The following is a 16,634-nucleotide window of genomic DNA, read 5'->3' as shown; positions in this document are numbered from 1 at the left end:
GGTCCATCAGCCGTCCAGGGCTGCATGCGTGGGAGAAGTCGATGCGTACCCAGGTCGCCATCATTGGCGCCGGCCCGGCCGGCCTGTTGCTCGGGCATCTGTTGAAGGCGGAGGGCATCGACTGCATCGTGCTCGAACGGCAGACGCCGGACTACGTGCTGGGCCGCATCCGCGCCGGCGTGCTCGAACAGATCACCGTCGGGCTGATGGCGCGCCTGGGCCTCGATGCCCGGCTCAAGGCTGAAGGACTGGTCGAGGAAGGCTTCAATCTGGCGGACGGCGAACGGTTGATCCGCATCGACGTGGCCAACCTCACCGGCAAGACCGTGACGGTCTATGGCCAGACCGAAATCACGCGCGATCTGATGGATGCTGCACCCGATCGCGGACTGCCGGTGATCTACGGCGCGGAGGACGTGGCGCTGCACGCGATCGAGAGCGACGCGCCCTATGTCACCTTCCGCAAGGACGGCGCGGACCAGCGCATCGACGCGCGCTTCATCGCCGGCTGCGATGGCTTCCACGGCCCTTCGCGCAAGGCGATCCCGACCTCCGCCGCGCGCGAGTTCGAGCGAGTCTATCCATTCGGCTGGCTGGGCATCCTGGCCGACGTGCCGCCGTGCAATCCCGAACTGATCTACGCCAATCACGAACGCGGCTTCGCGCTCGCTTCCATGCGCAGCCACACGCGCAGCCGCTATTACGTGGACGTGCCGCTGTCCGAGAAGATCGAGGACTGGAGCGACGAACGCGTGTGGGACGAACTGGCGATCCGCCTCGGCCCCGATGCGGCGGCGAACATCACGCGCGGGCCGGCGATCGAGAAATCGATCGCGCCGCTGCGCTCCTATGTGTTCGAGCCGATGCGCCATGGCAGCCTGCTGCTGTGTGGCGACGCCGCGCATATCGTGCCGCCCACCGGCGCCAAGGGCCTGAACCTGGCCGCCAGCGACGTGCATTACGCCGCCGAGGCCCTGACCGGCTTCTTCCGGCGCGCCGATGCCGATGCCATCGCCGGCTATTCCGCCAAGGCGCTGGCGCGCGTGTGGAAATCGGAACGGTTCAGCTGGTCGCTGACCAAGCTGATGCACCGCTTCCCGGATGACGGCCCGTTCGAGCGCGCGATGCAGGTGGCGGAACTGGACTACATCGCCTCCAGCACGGCGGCGCAGACCAGCATCGCGGAAAACTACGTCGGCCTGCCGGTGTGACCGGCGCGACCCGGGCGGTGGCGCTGCGCCAATTAGGCGCCGGTTTTCGTCATATCGTCACTCAGCCGTCACATAGCTGCATCAGATAGGCGCCATCCATAGCGGATGGGGCCAATGCGTCAGATCGACATCCTCCTCACCGGCACGCTCGCCGGCGGACACGACAGCTTCCTGCACGACGACCTGCGCGTCGTTTTCCACGCGTGGAAATGGTCGTCCCCGCCGCCGCTGCTCGATGGACGCCCGTGGGCCTTCGTGGACTGGGTGCTGCCCGAGATGTCGGGCCTGGAGCTGTGCCGCCGGCTGCGCGCCGATCCGCAGACCGAAGCCGCGCATGTCACGATGATCCTGGAGGAAGACGATGCCGAGGCCAAGCGCCGCGCGTTGCGCGCCGGCGCGGACGATTACATCGTCGCCCCGATTGACCGGAACACGGTGCTCGATCGCGTGCTGTCGGTGCAATTGCCGGATCACGAGGCCCCCGCCCGCACGCTGAAACTGGGCGACCTGACGCTGGACCTTGCCGCCTTGCAGGTGCGCTGGAAGGACAAGCCGGTCCAGCTCATGCCCAACGAGTTCCGCCTGCTGCGCTACCTGATGGAGCAGCCCGGCCACGTCTTTTCCCGCACGCAACTGATCACCGCGCTGGGCAAGCACGGGCAGCCGATCGACGAGCGCACGGTGGACGCCTGGGTCAGCCGCCTGCGCCGCGCCCTGCGCGAGGTGGGCGCCGGCTACCCGCTGCGCACCGTCCGCTCGATGGGCTACGTGCTCGACCGGCCGTAAGATCGTTCTCTCGGGGAAGGGCCTGCCGGGAAATCCACGCCGGTGGATTTCCCGGATGGACCGTTAGAAGCTGCGGCCGAACTTGAGCCCGAACATCTGAGGCTTGATCGGATAATAGCGCCGCCCTGCGCCGCAGATGGTCGGCGCACAAACCGTGTTGATGCTCAGCACGCCGCGCTTGTCGAACGCGTTCTCCACAAACGCCTCGATATCGATGCCGCTGAACGTGCCGCCGATCGAGAAATCGAACGTCTCGAAACCCTTGGTCGATCCGAGGAGGTTGGCCTCGGCATCGGTCAGGTAGGACCGCGTGCCCGACTGGTGCAGCATCGAGGCCTGGACGAAGGCCGAAGACGGACCGATGTTGAACGAATAGCGCGCGGTGGCGTTGCCCTTGAACCGAGGCTGGATCGGCAGACGCGTCCCCTTCGCCGCCGCGACGACGCCCAGCGTGCAATCCACGTTGCCGTTGGCCCCGATCGAACAGAAATTGGTGGTCAGCTTGGCATCGATATAAGTGCCCGAGGCTGAAAGCATCAGATTGCCGAGCTTCAGCCCCGCATCCGCCTCGACACCATAGACGCGCGCATCGCCGGCATTGTAGATATTGGTCACGCCGGCCGAACCGACCGGGCTAAGGCCGTACTGCAGCTTCTTCCACTTTTCGTAGAACACCGCACCGTTGAGGCGCAGCTTGCGATCGAACCACGTTGTCTTGAAGCCGAATTCGTAGTTGTCGAGCGTGTCCGGCTGATAGGGATTGATGCCCGGCCGGCGGTTGTTGCCGCCGGGGCGATAGCCGGTGGAATAGGTCACATAGACCAGCCGCTCGGGATCGATCCGCCAGGTCAGGTTGGCGCGGTGGGTTTCGCCCGATTGGACCGCCTTCTTGTTGAAGTTGTTGCACACCCGGTCCGAAGCGCTCACGGCAATACAGTTCGGCTGGGTCACAGCGGACGCGAAGCCGGAGAAGCCGACGAAGGTGTTGTTGGCGATGAACGCGCGAATACCGCCCGACAGCGTGAGGTTCGGCGTGATGTCGTAAGAGCCGTCGATGAACGCAGCATAGTCGCGGTCGACGCGGTAAGCGCGCGTTGCGAAGATGTCGTCGCCGGCCTTGGGCACGGCCGGCGAATTCGGGATGCCGGCAAGGCCCGGAATCACGTAGTCGGCGACGATGCGGTCGGTCTGGCGCTGGAAGAACAGCCCGGCGACCAGACGCAGGCGATCGGTGCTGGGCGATGCGACGCGCAGTTCATGCGTCTGCTTGGTGTAGCTGTCGTGGCCATGATAAGCCTGCGTCGGATCGAGGTAGCCGCCGCTCGCGGTAGGGAAGTTGGTGTAGAACGAACCCTGCAGCGAATCGTAAGCGACGGTGTATTCCGAATAGTCCGCCTGGTTATCGACCCGGCGATCGAAGTAGCCGCCCGCATAGGTCACGTCCCAATCGCTGAGCTTGCCCTGGATGGTCAGTGCTGCCTGGACCCATTCGTCGCGGTTGAGGTCGGTGGCATAGTCAGTAACCTTGAGGTCGCCCAGACGCGGATCGAACAGGAACGAGCCGTGCGCGCGCTGCTTCTGGTAAACCACCTGCGGCGTGACCGTCCAGTTGTCGTCAAGATCGACCTTCAGCGCGGCGCGGCCGCCGTAGGTATCGACCGTGTTGAAGTCCTTCTTGACGTAGCGGGCATTGTTGATGGTCAGGTTCGTCGAGGGGTCGTTATCGGCCAGCGTGTAGGTGCGGGTACCGGGCACGTTGTCGATATAGCCGCCGTCGCGCTCATAGAAGGCCGAGACGCGCAACGCCATGCGCTCGTTCAGCGGCAGGTTGAAATAGCCCTCGACCGTGCCACCGTAACCGCCCTTGCCGAACTTGGTGCCCTCGAAGTCGATGCGCCCCGATGTTTCCTTGGTGTCGGGCTTGTTGGTGATGATGCGCAGCGTACCCGCGAGCGAGCTGGCGCCGAACAACGTCCCCTGCGGACCCGACAGCGCTTCGACGCGGGAGACGTCGTAGATGTGGAGGTCGACCGCCCCGGCGATGGTCGTCACCGGCACTTCGTCGAGATAGAGGCTGGCGGTTGGCAGCGAGCCGCCGTGCAAACCGTCGCCGCCGCTGGTGATGCCGCGGAACGAGAGCTGCGCCTGGCCTGGGCCGAAAGACTGGAAGCTCACGCTGGGCAGCATCTTCGCGTAGTCGTCGAAGCTCGCCACCTGATGCTGCTCAAGATTTTGCGACCCCAGCGCCTGGATCGAGATCGGCACGTTCTGCAGGTTTTCGCTGCGCTTCTGCGCGGTCACGATGATGACGTTGGGATCGTTGTCATCGGCAGCGCTTTGCGCTTCCTGCGCGAAAACCGGAAACGAGGCCAGAGCCGAGCCGGCGAAAAGCGCCAGCCGGGAGAAGCGTCGGAAACCTGCACTCATGATGGGCTGCCCTGATCTGATGTGTTCTGTCTGCGGTTTGTGACGCGCAGCAACATAACGTCAAGATCGTTGCAATTCGCAACTATCGTTCGTTGCCGACCGTGGCCAAATTACCACGACTGCGGGGCTTGCGGATAACACGTGAGAACGTCCCCCAGCGCGTCCTGCAACGGTGCCAGAAACGGCTCGAACGGCTTCCAGGCTCCGGTGCCGTCGCGATAGATCGGCTGGCGCACCTGCTCCGAACTGGCGGTCCGCACCGGACGCGCGGTTTCGTGGAAGGCGAGGCAGGCTTGCTCGAACGGCAGGCCGCAGGCCGCCAGCAGCGCACGCACCTCGGCCTCGGTATCGTCGACCATCCGCTCGTAGATCACGCGATGGACGTACCCCGGCAGCACGCTATCGATATGCGCCATCAGCCGCACGTAGTCGCGGTAATAGCGCCCCATGTCGGCCAGATCGTAGCTGAAGCCCTGACCGCGCGCGAAATGCTGCTTGAAATTGGAGAAGCAGCAGCCGAGCGGATGCCGCCGCGCGTCGATGATGCGGGCATGGGGCAATATCAGCCGTATCAGCGGCACGTGCACCCAGTTGTTGGGCATCTTGTCGATGAAGAGCGGCCGCCCCGTGTGCCGCTGGACACGCGTCCGCTCGATATACTGTTCGCCCATGTCGCGCAGTTGCGCGGGGGACAGCGCGGAGAGCCCTGCCGGATAATCCGCGACACCGCGCGCCAGCAGTGCGATATCGGGCAGTTCGCTGGTGCCTTCCACCTGGCTGTGACTGGCGAGAATCTGTTCGACCAGTGTGGAGCCGGAACGCGGCATGCCCACGACGAAGATGGGATCGGCCGCCTCGGCCCCCGCGCCGTCAAACGCCGCGAACAGTCCCTGCGTGGCGGTCGCGATCATGGCGTCCACCTGCCGTTCGGTCTCGTCGGCGCGATAGGGAATGCGCCTGCGCCGCAGCGCGTTGCCCGCAGCGTAGCTTGCGAAGGCCGCTTCCACAGCCCCCCGGTCTTCGAGAGCCTTGCCCAGCGCGAAATCGAGGTGCCACGCATCGTCCTCGGCAATACCCGGCGTTTCCCGCGCCGCCTGCATCGTGGCAATGTCCTCATCGGTGAAGCGCACGGTCTTGAGGTTGGCGAGGCTCCACCACACTTCGCCGAGCGTGGGCGCAAGGGCGATCGCGCGGCGATAGGCGGCGATGCCGTCCGCCTGACGCCCCACCGTCTTGAGCATGTGCCCATAACTCATCCACACGCGCGGCTGACCGGGCGTTTCCTTCAGCACCAGTTCGTAAAGCGCCAGCGCCTCGTCGAATTCGCCGATGCGGCCGAACGCGGCAGCCTGCAAATTGGCATGGCCGACGTTGTCGGGGTCGTCCGCCGTGACGCGCTGCAGTTCGTCCAGCGCCTCGGCCGGGCGATTGGTCCGGTACAGCACCAGCGCCAGATTGGCCCGCGCCGGGGTGAAGTTCGGCGCGAGTTCGATCGCCCGCCGCAGAAGGTTTTCCGCGTCCGCGTAGCGCCCGATCCGCCCCGCCAGTTCGGCGAACATGCGGATCGCGCGGACGTCGAACGGGTCTTCCTTCAGCAGCGCGCGCAGCAGCGGTTCGGCTTCATGGAGCAGGTTCCTGTTCAACGCGGCCGCCGCCGCGATCAGGCGCGGATCGTAGAACGCGGTGGGCGCGCTGCGGGAGGACATGCCAACATTTGTCATCGCCGCATCACAAACATGCTGACGCCGCGCAATCAAGCGATAGTCTGCATTGAAACGATCTTGAGGGAATCACGGATGGGCAAGCCCGCGCGGGGGTTGGGGTTCTGGATGACGCTGGCGCTGGTCGTCGGCAACATGATCGGATCGGGCATCTATCTTCTGCCGGCAACGCTGGCGCCGCTGGGCATGAACCAGCTGGCGGGCTGGGGCGTGACGCTGGCCGGCGCGCTGTGCCTGGCCGGAGCCTTCGCGCGGCTGGGCGCGCGGATGCCGCTGGCCGGCGGCCCCTATGCCTATGCCCAGGCCGCCTTCGGCCCGGCCACCGGCTTCATCACCGCCTGGAGCTACTGGACGATGATCTGGGCGGGCAACGGCGCGATCGCAGTGGCCGTGGTCAGCAATCTCAGCCTGATCTTTCCGTGGATCGGCCAGACGCCGGGCCTGCCCGCGCTGCTCGCGGTCGGCTGCGTGTGGCTGCTGACGCTGGTGAACATCAGCAGCACGCGCGCCGTGGGCGATCTCTCGATCGTGACCACCACGCTGAAGCTGGTGCCGCTCGTCGCGCTGATCGGGCTGGCGCTGTGGTGGTTCGCCACCGGTGCCCCGCGCGCCACGCAACCGCCGGTGCCGATCTCGTTCGGCGCGATCGCCAGCGCCGCCGGCCTCACCTTCTGGGGCTTCCTGGGCCTCGAATCCGCCACCGTGCCGGCCGACAAGGTGGAGAATGCCGACCGCGTCGTCCCCCGCGCGACGCTGATCGGCGTAGCCCTCACCGGCCTTGTTTACATGGGTATTTCGCTGGCCTTCGCCGCCTATATGCCCGCGCCGGAAGCCGCCGCGTCTCCCGCGCCGGTTGCCGACCTGCTGCGCAAGGCGTTCGGCGGCGGGGTGGCCGAAGTGGTGGCGCTGTTTGCGGCGATCAGCGCCTTCGGCACGCTCAACGGCTTCATCCTGCTGCAGGGCGAAGTGCCGTGGGCGATGGCGCGCGGCGGCGTGTTCCCGCGCTGGTTCGCCAGGGAAAGCAGCCGGGGTACGCCGGTCCGCTCCCACGTCGTTTCCAGCGTTCTGCTCAGCGTGGTGGCTCTGCTGAACTACGGCAAGGGCATGGGCGACCTGTTCCAGTTCATCGCCTCGGTCAGCCTCGCCGCCGGGATGCTGTCCTACTTCCTGTCGATGGCGGCGGCGATCCGCCTGCTGCCGGGCGAAAAGCCGATGATCGCCATCGCCGCCGTTGGCGCCGCGTTCATCGTCTGGGCCGCCTGGGGCCTCGGCGCCGAAGCGCTGGGCTACGGCGCGCTGTTCGTGGTGGCGGGAGTGCCCGTGTACTTGGCCCTCAGCCGCGGTGGAGCATCTTCCACAGCACCGAACGGTCGCGGATGATCTCGTGCGCGGCGTTGTGGCCGGGGGCGCCGGTCACGCCGCCGCCGGGGTGCGTGCCCGATCCGCACATGTAGAGCCCCTTGATCGGCGAACGGTAATCGCCATGCCCCAGCACCGGGCGCGCCGCCCACAGCTGATCGAGGCTCATGTGGCCGTGGAAGATGTCGCCGCCGATCAGCCCGAACTTGCGTTCGAGGTCGAGCGGCGAATGGATCTGCCGCGCGATCACCGCCGCCTTGAAGTTCGGCGCATGGTCGGCAACGGCGTCGATGATGTGATCGGCCACCTGTTCGCGCACGTCGTCCCAGGACCGCCCGTCTGGCAGTTCCGGCGCGAACTGCTGGCAGAACAGGCTGGCGACGTGCGCGCCCTTGGGGGCGAGGCTGTCATCGACGGTCGACGGCAGCTTGATCTCGACGATCGGCTTCTTCGACCATCCGAACGTCTTCGCATCGTCGAACGCGGCGTCCATGTAGTCCATGCCCGGCGCGATGATAATGCCGGCGGTGTGATGTTCGGCCCGCTCCTTGCCCGGCAGCACCGTGAAGTCCGGCAGTTCGGACAGCGCCACGTTCATGCGGAACGTGCCCGAACCGGTCTTGAAATTGGCGATGCGGCGCCGGAAATCCTCGTCGAGGTCCGCCCCGTCGACCATCTGGCGGTATAGCAGCGCCGGGCCGACATTGGCCGCCACGATGGGAGCGTAAAGTTCCTCTCCGCCCTCCAGCTTGACCCCGGCGGCCTTCCCGTTGTTGACCAGCACCTTGGCCACCGGGCTTTCCAGGCTGATCTCGACGCCGGCCTCCTCGCACGCCCGCGCCATCGCCTGCGTGATCGATCCCATGCCGCCGACCGAGTGGCCCCAGGCGCCGAACTTGCCGTTCACCTCGCCGAACACATGGTGGAGCAGCACATAGGCCGAACCGGGCGTCGAGACGCCGGCATAGTTGCCCACCACCGCATCGAACGCGAAGGCGGACTTGACGTGATCGTCCTCGTACCAGCCATCGAGAAATTCGCGCGCGGACTTGACGAAGATGTCCAGCAGATCGCGCTGCGTGGCGATGTCCATCTTCGCCAGCGGCCAGCCCTGCTGCGCCGCCGCCAGCAGCGCGCGCACGCCACCGCCGACGTTGGGCGGCGATTGCAGCGCGATGTCACGCAGCACCTGCGCCACCTTTTCCAGCGCGGCATCGTACTTCGGGTAGGCCTCGGCATCCTTCTGCGAGAAGCGAGCGAACTCCGCCTCGGTCCGCCCCGGCGCGCCGCCCAGCTTGAGGTAGGTATTGGGGAAGGGAAAGAAGTTGCTGATCGTCCGCTCGATGATGCGGAAGCCGCGATCGTGCAGCTTCATGTCCGCGATTACCTTGGGGCGCAGCAGGCTGACCGTGTAGCTTGCGGTGGAATTGCGGAAACCGGGATGGAATTCCTCGGTCACCGCCGCGCCGCCCACCACGTGCCGCCGCTCCAGCACGCGCACCTTCATCCCGGCCTTGGCCAGATAGAAGGCGCAGACGAGGCCATTGTGGCCGCCGCCGATGATGATCGCGTCATAGCGGTTGGTCATGTGCTGCTCTCCGTCGAAGGGCAGTGATGCCCACCCCTAACCCCTCCCGCAAGCGGGAGGGGAACCTTGTTGCCCTTCTTTCTCCCCTCCCGCGTGCGGGAGGGGCCGGGGGTGGGTTCTACTTCCGGCTCCACCCTGCCGGCGGTGCCTTGTGCAGGCGCGCTTCGGGCACGATCGCGCGGATCTTGCGCGCGAAGCTGCGCAGGCAGACCTCGCTCGCGCCGATCGGACCGGCGCCATAGGTCTTCGAAGCCATGCCCTTCTGGATGCGCTCGATCAGCCAGGTATCCTCCTGGTTGACCACGCGGTTCACGCGCCAGTTGGCATAGCGCACCAGCTTCATCTCGCGCCGGTCATCGGGCAGGGCGAACGCCATTTCGCGCAGGACGGTCGTGGTCGGCGAGACCGGCAGCCACTGCATGAAGTCGATCTGGTCGGCATAGATATCGAACGCGATGTTCGGCCAGAGCTTGTAGTAGAGCCAGCGCTGCCGGCTTTCCGGCGGCAGATGCGGCACGTCGGGCAGGTGCGTCTGGTAGAACCGCTCCCAAAAGTTGGCGGACGGCTTCTCCACCAGATCGCCCTTCATGCGATCGGCCCAGCCATGGTCGGAAATCTCGTAGGACCGGCCGAAGATGCGCGTCAACCCGTCATGCGCCACCGGGATGTGCAGGTTGTCGGTATAATTGTCGCCCACGTTCTTCCAGTTCACCGCACGTTCGCGCAGGCGCACGTCGGAAATGCGCCGCATCTCCTCGAAGCGATAGGGCGCGACCTCTTCCTCGAACGGCGCCATCATCTCCGCGACGGACGGGAAGCCCCGGTCCTCCAGCCGCACGAACACGAAGCCGCGCCATACCTCGACCGAAACCGGCGCGAGGCCGTTCTCTTCCAGCTTCAGCGCCGGATAGTCCGATTTCATCGGCACGCCCGAAAGGCGCCCGTCGGTTTCGAACACCCAGGCGTGATAGGGGCAGACGAACTTCTTCACGCACCCGGCATGGCCTTCCACCAGCCGCATCGCGCGATGGCGGCAGACATTGGCGAACGCGCGGATCTGCCCATCCTCACCCCGCACGGTCACCACGCTTTCACCCAGGTATTCGAGCGTGCGATAATCACCCGCCGCCGGAATATCGCTTTCATGGCAGACGATCTGCCACGACGGGCGGATCACCTTGTCCATTTCCAGCGCGAAATATTCGGGATCGGTGTAGAGCCAGCCGGGCAGGCTCCAATCGGCGTCGGGATCGACATCCGCGGACGAAATGCTTTCGAAGGCAGACGACAGGTCACCCATGGTTCAATCTCCGCGTTTCCCACGACATCGCAGCGGCCGCCTTTCCGAATCCGCCACGCCAACAGCTTGTTGGACAAACGTACAACAAAAGGTAGAATGCGCAAGATGAAAGAGCCGGCCTTCAAACGCGCCGAACCCGATGCGCGGCGGCATAGCCTGATCGAAGCCTGCGCGCGTGTGCTGGGCCGCGCCGGCGCCGCAGGCGCCAGCGTGCGGGCGATCGCACAGGAGGCGGGCGTCTCGCCCGGGCTCGTCAACCACTACTTCGATGGCGTGGATGCTCTGGTCGCGGCGGCGTATGCCCATGTCGACGGCATGGTGACAGGCGCGCTCGACAAGGCGGTTGGCGAGGCCGGACCGGATGCGCGCGACCGGCTCGACGCATTCGTCACCGCCAGCTTCGCGCCGGACATCGCCGACCGGCACTTGCTGGCGACCTGGGTGGCCTTCTGGGGCCTTGTCACCGCGCGGCCCGACATCGCGCGCCAGCACGACGAACAGTACGCCGGTTTTCGGGAGCGGCTGGAAGGCCTGCTGGCCGGCTGCGGCGTTCCCGCCAGCGAACTGCGCCGCGCCGCCATCGCAGTCACGGCGCTGGTCGACGGCCTGTGGCTCGAACTGTGCCTGTCGCCTGGCTGCTTTGCGGTGGAGGAAGCGAGCGGAATCGCCCGCCGCTTCCTCGATACGATCGTGCCGGCCCGGCCCGGCTGAGGCCGAAAGCGCTGGCTTACTTGCTCAGGTCGGTCAGCACGCTCAGGTAATACGTCACGCCAGGGCGGATATTGCTGAGCCGGATGCGCTCGTTGAGCCCGTGCGAAAACTCCTCGGACACCTTCCCGAACACCGGGCTGGCACCATAGCTGGGCACGCCGACATGGCGGAACCACATCGAATCCGATGCACCCGACGATTGCGAGGGGAACACCGCCACGCCCGGATAGACCTTCGCCATCGCCTTCTCCACCGCCGCGGTGAAATCGGGCCGCATCGGCGATGCCGGGGTGGCCACCGAGCCTTCGGTCACGTCGGAAAACTTGACGGCGGGCGAAGCGGCGACCTTCTCCAGTTCCGCCATGATCTCGGGCAGCGGATGTCCGGGGAAGATGCGGCAGTTGATGTTGGCGGTGGCGCGCTGCGGCAGGGCGTTCAGCGCGTGACCGCCGTTGACCATCGTGGGCACGCAGGTCGTGCCGATCATGCCCACGGTCGCCGGGTTGGCGCGCAGCGTGGCGATGGCGGCTTCATCCTTGGGGTTGGCGGCGAAGGCGCGCATCGCGGCGGCGATCGTCGGATCGTTTTGAAACTTTGCCGCGCTTTCGAAGAAGGCCTTGGTCAGCGGGTTGAGTTCCGGCGTGAAATGGTAGGCGCCGATCCGCTCCAGCGCGGTCGCCAGCTGGACGATCGCGTTTTCGGCGCGCGGGGCCGAACTGTGGCCGCCGGGGTTGGTCACCTCAAGCTTGAAATCGCCATAGGTCTTTTCGGCGCCATCCCAGGTCCACAGCAGCGGCTTGCCGCTCGCCTCGTCGAGCAGGCCGCCGCCGCCGTCGATGTTGAGCACCAGTTCGGCATCCTTGAGCCGTTCGGCGATGATGCCACTGGTCTTCATCGTCGTTTCCTCGTCGCCCGAGAATTCGATGATGATCGTGCGCCTGGGCTTGTAGCCTTCGCGCCGCAGCTCGATCAGCGAGGCCAGCGCCAGCGCGCCGCTGAACTTCATGTCGCTGGCGCCACGGCCATAGAGGATGCCGTCTTCCACCACCGGCGCGAACGGATCGCGCACCCAGTCGGCGCGCTTGGCCTCGACCACGTCCATGTGCCCGGAAATGACCAGCGGCTTGAGCGCGGGATCACTGCCCTTCCAGGTGGCGATCAGGTAGGCGGTGTCGTCGACCGGCGTGATCTCGATATCGCCGTCCCCCCAGCCCGCCTTGACCAGCGTGTCCTTGTAAAGCCGCGCAACCTCTATGGTCTTGTTGCCCTCGCCGCGCACCGAACGGATCGCGATGGACTTCATTGACAGGTCAAGCGCCTGCGCTTCGGCCTGCGGATGCGTCGCCTCCTTGGCAGAGGTGGAAACCGAAGCCGCGGACAGCGCGATCACGGCGGACGCGGAAACGAGAGCGGTACGGATCATGGACATGAACAAGCGACTCCTTCGGGCGCTCACGCTGGCTTCAACCGGTTGCAGAAGCAACAATTTTTCTTGCGCCCAAAACGCAGGACGCCCCGGCCGCGAAAACGGCCGGGGCGTCCATCGCTTCCGCTGGAAAGCGGATCAGCGCTTGACCTTGCTCGCGTCGAACGTGCCGAGGCCGGGCTTGAAGCTCTTTTCGTCCAGGAACTGACGGGTCGCTTCCTTGCGCGCTTCCACGCCGCCGAAATTGTGCAGCGCTTCCTGCGCGCGGATCAGGTAGTCCTCGGCATTGTCGTAAGTCATCTCGACCATGCGGCGCACCGCCCACTTGGTCGCGCGTAGGGCATGGCCGTCCTTCTTGCACAGCGCTTCGGCGATTTCGAGCACGCGCGCGTGGAGCTTGTCGGCGGGCACGGCCTCGGTCACCAGGCCCTGTTCGGCGGCCTGCTTGCCGGTCAGGTTCTCGCCCATCATCGCGTGGTACATCGCCTTGCGCAGCGGCATGAGATCGGCCGCGACCTTCGACGCGCCGCCGCCCGGCAGGATGCCCCAGTTGATTTCCGAAAGACCAAACTGCGCGTCTTCCGCAGCGACGGCGATGTCGCAGGCGAACAGCGGGCCATAGCCACCGCCAAAGCACCAGCCGTTGATCATCGCGATCGTCGGCTTTTCATACCAGCGCAGGCGTTCCCACCACGAATAGGCTTCGCGCTGCGACTTGCGGATCGCCCAGAGGCCCTGCGCCTCGGTTTCGCGGAAGTATTCCTTGAGGTCCATGCCCGCCGACCAGGCCTCGCCCTCGCCGGTCAGCACCAGCACCTTCACGTCATCGCGGAATTCCAGATCGGCGATCACGCGGCCCATCTGGCGGTTGAGCTTCGGGCTCATGCAATTGCGCTTTTCCGGGCGGTTGAACTTCACCCAGGCAATGCCGTTCTCGACGGTGAAGGCGACGGTATCTTCTTCGGCGCGCTCGACGGCGGGCTGGTCAGCCATTTTCGTGTCCTTTCGATGGAAATGTTCGGAAGTATGTTCGGGAAATCAGATCGGGAAATGCCCCGGCTGGGTCTCGACCGTGATCCAGCGCAGTTCCGTGAAGCTGTCGATGCCGGCCTTGCCGCCGAAGCGGCCGTAGCCCGATGCGCCAACGCCGCCGAAGGGCATCTGCGCCTCGTCGTGAACCGTCGGGCCATTGACGTGGCAGATGCCCGAATGGATGCGGCGGGCGACGGACAGGCCCTTGGCGATGTCCCTGGTGAAGACGGCGGCGGACAGGCCATACTCGCTGTCGTTCGCCAGTTCGATCGCATGTTCGGTATCGCGCGCGTGGATGACGCCGACCACCGGCCCGAAGCTTTCATCGCGGAACAGCTTCATGCCCTGCGTCACGCCGTCGACCACATGCGCCGGCATCAGCACGCCCTGTTCGGTTTCCCCGCCCACGAGCAGTTCCGCGCCCTGCGCCAAGGCGTCGGCGATCAGCGCGCGGCAATGCGCGACGGTCTTGGCATCGACCACCGCGCCCAGCGGCGTGGTGCCCTGGCGCGGATCGCCCACCGGCATGGCGGCGACCTTATCGCGGAAGCGGCGCGCGAATTCGTCCGCCACGGCATCGACCACGATGATCCGCTCCGTCGACATGCAGATCTGGCCCTGGTTCATGAACGCGCCGAACGCCGCCGCCTTTACCGCCTCGTCCAGATCGGCGTCTTCCAACACCAGCAACGGGGCCTTGCCGCCCAGTTCGAGCAGGCAGGGCTTGAGATGCTCGGCCGCACGCTTGGCGATGATCTTGCCGACTGCGGTGGAACCGGTGAAGTTGATGCGCTTCACTTCCGGCGCATCGATCAGCGCGCCCACCACCTCGGCCGCATCCGCCGGCGAGTTGGTCACCACGTTGACCACGCCATCGGGGAACCCGGCCTCGGCAAAAGCCTCGATAATCAGCGCGTGCGTGCGCGGGCAGGTCTCGCTGGCCTTGAGGATCACCGCGTTACCGCACGCGAGCGGCACGGCGATGGCGCGCACACCCAGGATGATGGGCGCGTTCCACGGCGCGATGCCCAGGATCACGCCCACCGGTTCGCGCAACGCCATCGACAGGCAGCCGGGCTTGTCCGATGGAATCACCTCGCCGGCGATCTGCGTGGTCAGCGCCGCCGCCTCGCGCACCATGCTGGCGGCAAGGCCCAGGTTGAACATGGCCCAGCCGGCGGTGGCGCCGATCTCGCCCATCATCGCCTCGACAAAGGCGTCCTTGCGCGCCTCGAGCGCGGCGGCGGCTTTCATCAGCACCGCGCGCCGGGCGTTCGGCCCCATCGCCGCCCATGCCGGGAAAGCCGCGCCGGCCTTCGCCGCTATGGCGGGAATATCACCGGCTTTCATGGCTTCCGCCGAGGAGGCGACCGCGCCCGTCAGGGGGTTCAAACGTTCGAAGATCATGAGCGACTCTCCCAATATGTTATATTTCATAGCAATTGAGTCGGGGCATGGCAATGCCTCCCCGCATGCCCTGCCTGCAGGTGCGAAACCGCGCGCAAACAGCCGCGTCCTGTTCCGTTTCAGAATTGCGCCCACTGCATCGGACCGCGCGAGCCAAACCTTGCGCATACGAATGAACGCCATGTTTTAACGCATTTTTCACACAGCGGGAGCGCAAGAAACCTGCACTTCGGCGCCAGTAAGTGCATAAAACGCAATCGTTCCGTTAACTTTCGCACTTGCGCTGAAACGGTCTGAAACGCACATAGGGCGGGCCTTTCAGGCATCCTCTCCCAAACTATTCAGGGCCGCCCGGCAACGGAGCGGCCCTTTTTTTGCGCCCGTTCCCGTTTCGCGGAATCAATCCGCGTGCGGCAACAGCACGGTGCGTCCGATGACCGTGCGGTTTTCCATCGCCTCGAAGGCCTCGCGCCAGTGCGACAGCGGCAGCGCCGCGTGAACATGCGGGCGAATGCGTCCTTCTCCGGCCAGCCTGACGATGGCCGCCACGTTCTCCCGACCAAGATCGGGAAAGCGGCGTCCGAACTCCCCGGCGCGCACGCCCACCACGGAGAAGCCCTTGATCAGCGGGATATTGGCGCGAATGTCCGGAATCCGCCCACTGGCGAAACCGACCACCAGCAGGCGTCCGCCGAACGCGATGCAGCGCGTCGATTCGTCGAACGCATCGCCCCCGACCGGATCATAGACAAGGTCGGCGCCGCGGCCGCCGGTGATGTCGAGCACCGCCTCGCGGAAGCCCGCCGGGCCGGCCAGCACATGCTCCGGCGCATAGAGGTCCGCAATGCGCCGGCGCTTGTCCTCGCTGGAGGCGACAGCGATCACGCGCAACCCTAGCGCTCGCGCCAGATCGACCGCGGCCAGCCCCACCCCGCCGGCCGCGCCGTGGATCAGCACCCACTGTCCCGGCTGCGCCGCTCCGCACCGCACCAGGGCGACCCAGGCCGTCAGATACGCCGCCCGCAACGCCGCCGCTTCAGGGAACGAGAGCGCATCGGGCATCGGCACGATCGCATCAGTGGCGTGGACGCCGAATTGCGCGCAACCCCCGGTCAAACCGCCGACGATGACCCGCGCGCCCTTCTCCCATTCCGCGCCAGCGCCCGCGGCCACCACCGTCCCCGCCGCTTCCATGCCCGGCACGAACGGCAGCGGCGGTTTCGCCTGATAGCCGCCGCGCGTCATCAGCAGGTCGGGAAAGCCCAGCGCGGCCGCTTCGATCCGGACCAGCACCTGTCCGTCGCCCGGTTCGGGAACCGGCCTGGCGACGAGGCCGAGGCCGGTCAGATCAGGCGTCAGCGTGGATACCTCAAGGGCCTGCATGGTCATCATAGCGCGCTTCTCCCGCGCCCCTGATGGACGAGCGTCGTTGCGCGGGCAAGGCTGGCGGAAACCGGCTATGACGGATTTTTGCACGCTCCCCTTGTCGATCGGGACATCGCTGCATAGCTTGGTTGCCTATCCCGCACAGGGTTGCCGTCGCGGCTGGTTCGATACCGGGCGCGATCGATAAGCATAAGAGCGTTCGCAGGAATTGGTGTTGTGGAAAGCGCCGCCGCCCCTTGGGCGGGCCGCCGCTTTCAGGTCTCGCGGACTGGCGCATGAT

General features: G+C 66.0%; 12 protein-coding genes. 4 read left to right on the top strand and 8 right to left on the bottom strand.

All coding sequences use genetic code 11. The features are described from left to right. Positions 1–41: 41 nt before the first annotated feature. A complete protein-coding gene (pobA, locus tag FA702_RS13735; protein ID WP_136956585.1) occupies positions 42–1,211 on the top strand; it encodes a 4-hydroxybenzoate 3-monooxygenase in 1,170 nt (389 codons plus the stop codon). Between the two features lie 114 nt (positions 1,212–1,325). After that, positions 1,326–1,997 (top strand): response regulator transcription factor, encoded by a 672-nt coding sequence (locus tag FA702_RS13730; RefSeq protein WP_136956584.1) that lies wholly within the window; start codon positions 1,326–1,328, stop codon positions 1,995–1,997. A 63-nt stretch (positions 1,998–2,060) separates the two neighbouring features. Here the strand turns inward: FA702_RS13730 and FA702_RS13725 are convergent, their stop codons facing one another. Beyond that, the gene (locus FA702_RS13725) at positions 2,061–4,424 is read right to left on the bottom strand and encodes a TonB-dependent receptor (RefSeq protein WP_136956583.1); all 2,364 of its coding nucleotides are present in this window, start codon (positions 4,422–4,424) and stop codon (positions 2,061–2,063) included. 110 nt (positions 4,425–4,534) lie between these two features. Beyond that, a complete protein-coding gene (locus tag FA702_RS13720) occupies positions 4,535–6,130 on the bottom strand; it encodes a sulfotransferase (RefSeq protein ID WP_136956582.1) in 1,596 nt (531 codons plus the stop codon). Between the two features lie 90 nt (positions 6,131–6,220). Here FA702_RS13720 and FA702_RS13715 point away from each other — a divergent pair, with 90 nt between their 5' ends. Next, positions 6,221–7,525 carry an amino acid permease gene (locus FA702_RS13715; RefSeq protein ID WP_136956581.1) on the top strand — a complete coding sequence of 435 codons (1,305 nt, stop codon included), beginning with the start codon at positions 6,221–6,223 and terminating at the stop codon, positions 7,523–7,525. Here the strand turns inward: FA702_RS13715 and FA702_RS13710 are convergent. Together FA702_RS13710 and FA702_RS13705 are read right to left on the bottom strand one after the other, a co-directional pair. Next, the gene (locus FA702_RS13710; RefSeq protein WP_136956580.1) at positions 7,479–9,092 is read right to left on the bottom strand and encodes an NAD(P)/FAD-dependent oxidoreductase; all 1,614 of its coding nucleotides are present in this window, start codon (positions 9,090–9,092) and stop codon (positions 7,479–7,481) included. The two genes, FA702_RS13715 and FA702_RS13710, sit on opposite strands and share 47 nt — an antisense overlap. A gap of 118 nt (positions 9,093–9,210) precedes the next feature. Further along, complete coding sequence (locus tag FA702_RS13705) at positions 9,211–10,392, bottom strand: aromatic ring-hydroxylating dioxygenase subunit alpha (RefSeq protein ID WP_136956579.1); 1,182 nt, start codon at positions 10,390–10,392, stop codon at positions 9,211–9,213. Between the two features lie 96 nt (positions 10,393–10,488). Here FA702_RS13705 and FA702_RS13700 point away from each other — a divergent pair, with 96 nt between their 5' ends. Further along, complete coding sequence (locus FA702_RS13700; protein ID WP_255504576.1) at positions 10,489–11,103, top strand: TetR family transcriptional regulator C-terminal domain-containing protein; 615 nt, start codon at positions 10,489–10,491, stop codon at positions 11,101–11,103. 16 nt (positions 11,104–11,119) lie between these two features. On the opposite strand, the gene FA702_RS13695 is transcribed toward FA702_RS13700, so the two are convergent. From FA702_RS13695 to FA702_RS13680, 4 genes are all read right to left on the bottom strand, one after another. Then, positions 11,120–12,526: a M20/M25/M40 family metallo-hydrolase gene (locus FA702_RS13695; protein WP_370385514.1), complete on the bottom strand. Its 1,407-nt coding sequence runs from the start codon at positions 12,524–12,526 to the stop codon at positions 11,120–11,122. 141 nt (positions 12,527–12,667) lie between these two features. Further along, positions 12,668–13,522 (bottom strand): p-hydroxycinnamoyl CoA hydratase/lyase, encoded by an 855-nt coding sequence (locus FA702_RS13690; RefSeq protein WP_136956577.1) that lies wholly within the window; start codon positions 13,520–13,522, stop codon positions 12,668–12,670. Between the two features lie 45 nt (positions 13,523–13,567). Beyond that, the gene (locus tag FA702_RS13685) at positions 13,568–14,968 is read right to left on the bottom strand and encodes an aldehyde dehydrogenase (RefSeq protein ID WP_136956576.1); all 1,401 of its coding nucleotides are present in this window, start codon (positions 14,966–14,968) and stop codon (positions 13,568–13,570) included. A gap of 399 nt (positions 14,969–15,367) precedes the next feature. Then, a complete protein-coding gene (locus FA702_RS13680; protein ID WP_136957417.1) occupies positions 15,368–16,351 on the bottom strand; it encodes an NADPH:quinone oxidoreductase family protein in 984 nt (327 codons plus the stop codon). Positions 16,352–16,634 lie beyond the last annotated feature (283 nt).

Origin of the sequence: Novosphingobium sp. EMRT-2 (assembly GCF_005145025.1) — a bacterium.
Classification (GTDB): Bacteria; Pseudomonadota; Alphaproteobacteria; order Sphingomonadales; family Sphingomonadaceae; genus Novosphingobium.
This window is presented reverse-complemented; position numbering and strand designations above follow the sequence as displayed.

Coding starts and splice junctions, on each gene's coding strand:
- FA702_RS13690 (WP_136956577.1), bottom strand. CDS start 13,522: ATGGCTGACCAGCCCGCCGTCGAGCGCGCCGAAGAAGATACCGTCGCC.
- FA702_RS13705 (WP_136956579.1), bottom strand. CDS start 10,392: ATGGGTGACCTGTCGTCTGCCTTCGAAAGCATTTCGTCCGCGGATGTC.
- FA702_RS13710 (WP_136956580.1), bottom strand. CDS start 9,092: ATGACCAACCGCTATGACGCGATCATCATCGGCGGCGGCCACAATGGC.
- FA702_RS13685 (WP_136956576.1), bottom strand. CDS start 14,968: ATGATCTTCGAACGTTTGAACCCCCTGACGGGCGCGGTCGCCTCCTCG.
- FA702_RS13715 (WP_136956581.1), top strand. CDS start 6,221: ATGGGCAAGCCCGCGCGGGGGTTGGGGTTCTGGATGACGCTGGCGCTG.
- FA702_RS13680 (WP_136957417.1), bottom strand. CDS start 16,351: ATGCAGGCCCTTGAGGTATCCACGCTGACGCCTGATCTGACCGGCCTC.
- FA702_RS13695 (WP_370385514.1), bottom strand. CDS start 12,526: ATGATCCGTACCGCTCTCGTTTCCGCGTCCGCCGTGATCGCGCTGTCC.
- FA702_RS13730 (WP_136956584.1), top strand. CDS start 1,326: ATGCGTCAGATCGACATCCTCCTCACCGGCACGCTCGCCGGCGGACAC.
- pobA (WP_136956585.1), top strand. CDS start 42: ATGCGTACCCAGGTCGCCATCATTGGCGCCGGCCCGGCCGGCCTGTTG.
- FA702_RS13725 (WP_136956583.1), bottom strand. CDS start 4,424: ATGAGTGCAGGTTTCCGACGCTTCTCCCGGCTGGCGCTTTTCGCCGGC.
- FA702_RS13720 (WP_136956582.1), bottom strand. CDS start 6,130: ATGTCCTCCCGCAGCGCGCCCACCGCGTTCTACGATCCGCGCCTGATC.
- FA702_RS13700 (WP_255504576.1), top strand. CDS start 10,489: ATGCGCAAGATGAAAGAGCCGGCCTTCAAACGCGCCGAACCCGATGCG.